Origin of the sequence: Raineya orbicola (genome assembly GCF_002843425.1) — a bacterium.
Taxonomy (GTDB): domain Bacteria; phylum Bacteroidota; class Bacteroidia; order Cytophagales; family Thermonemataceae; genus Raineya; species Raineya orbicola.
Genome location: NZ_NKXO01000085.1, coordinates 1 through 1,385, shown reverse-complemented (window position 1 = coordinate 1,385; position 1,385 = coordinate 1). Strand labels below are relative to the sequence as shown.

1 protein-coding gene is annotated in these 1,385 nt (G+C 39.6%); it reads left to right on the top strand.

Going from position 1 to position 1,385, the window contains the following annotated elements; all coding sequences use genetic code 11:
* Positions 1-239 precede the first annotated feature (239 nt).
* Entirely contained in the window at positions 240-1,271 is a 1,032-nt protein-coding gene (locus Rain11_RS13675) for a S8 family serine peptidase (protein ID WP_165778157.1), read from the top strand.
* Positions 1,272-1,385: the final 114 nt, after the last annotated feature.

Sequence of the window (1,385 nt, the reverse complement as noted above, 5' to 3'; positions counted from 1 at the left end):
TGTCCTAACGGGCGTAGAGAGTTCTCTTTTTTTAGGTATGGTTTCCTGTTTTTGCAATATTGCCTCTTAAATGATACCCAATATCCACAACTTGTAAAAACTATTCAACTTTTGTCGGAGGACTAAACAAAAAACTGAAAAAGAAAAATTTTAAGATTGTAATAAAAAGAAAAATATTGTTTGGTTTTTGTGCGTATTAAATGTATTTTTGCACAGAAAATAGAAAAAATTGTACTTTTATGAAAAAATTACTCACACTTCTTTGCTTATTAGGGTTTGGGCAACTGCTTTTGGCTCAAAACGAGCAAGAAAAAGCCTACATCTTAAAAAACTCTAATGTAGCAGAATTGCAAAAATTGAGCAAAGTGTTTGAAACCAAACATCTTGCAGAAAAAAAGCAGGCTTTGGCAATGGCAAAACAGAAAGGCTGGCAGATATTTCAAACCTTGCCTGATGGCAGAATTGCAGAGTTGCAAAGAGTAGAAAATGGGGTACCTATTTACTATATTACACAAAGCAATCTTGCCGCCGCCCAAACTACCCGTGCCGATAGACTTTGGACAGGTGGCAGTTTAGGACTGAACCTCAACGGGCAAGGTATGACTGTTGGCGAGTGGGACGGAGGACCTGTCAGAATTACCCACCAAGAATTTGGCTCGCCTACAAGAGTACAAAATAAAGATGGTGTTCCTTTCACTACCCATAACGGAAATACCGACCACGCTACTCACGTAGCGGGTACAATGGTCGCTTCGGGAGTAACTCCTAACGTGAAAGGTATGGCTCATCAGGCAAATTTGTGGGCAAATGAATGGAACAACGATAATAGCGAAATGGCAAACCAAGCTTCGCAAGGGCTTATTCTCTCAAATCACTCTTATGGATATAATGCCGCTGCATTACCTCAATGGATGTTCGGATTTTACGATTCAGAAGCACAGGCTTGGGACCAAATTGCTGTAAATGCTCCTTTTTATACTATTGTGAAAGCCGCAGGCAACGATAGAAATGATGGTTACAACGCTGGAGGTGTCTTTGGTACAACAGGCTATAATCTTATTACAGGTTCGGCTACTTCTAAAAATGTTTTGGTTGTTGCGGCGGTAAATGCAGTTACTAATTACACTGGTCCTAGCAGTGTAGTAATGTCGGGATTTAGTTCTTGGGGACCCACTGATGATGGGCGTATCAAGCCTGATATTTCGGGTTGTGGGGTAGGTGTTTATTCTACTTCCAGTAGTGCTGATAATGCCTATACTAACGTGAGTTAAGCGGCAATATCTTGAAAAAGTTCAAAATTTGTAAGTAGATTTTTTTCTTGAAAATCTCTAATAGTGGGCTTTTTATCTAGGAATTTGTAGGCAATAATTCCAGACCACAAATTG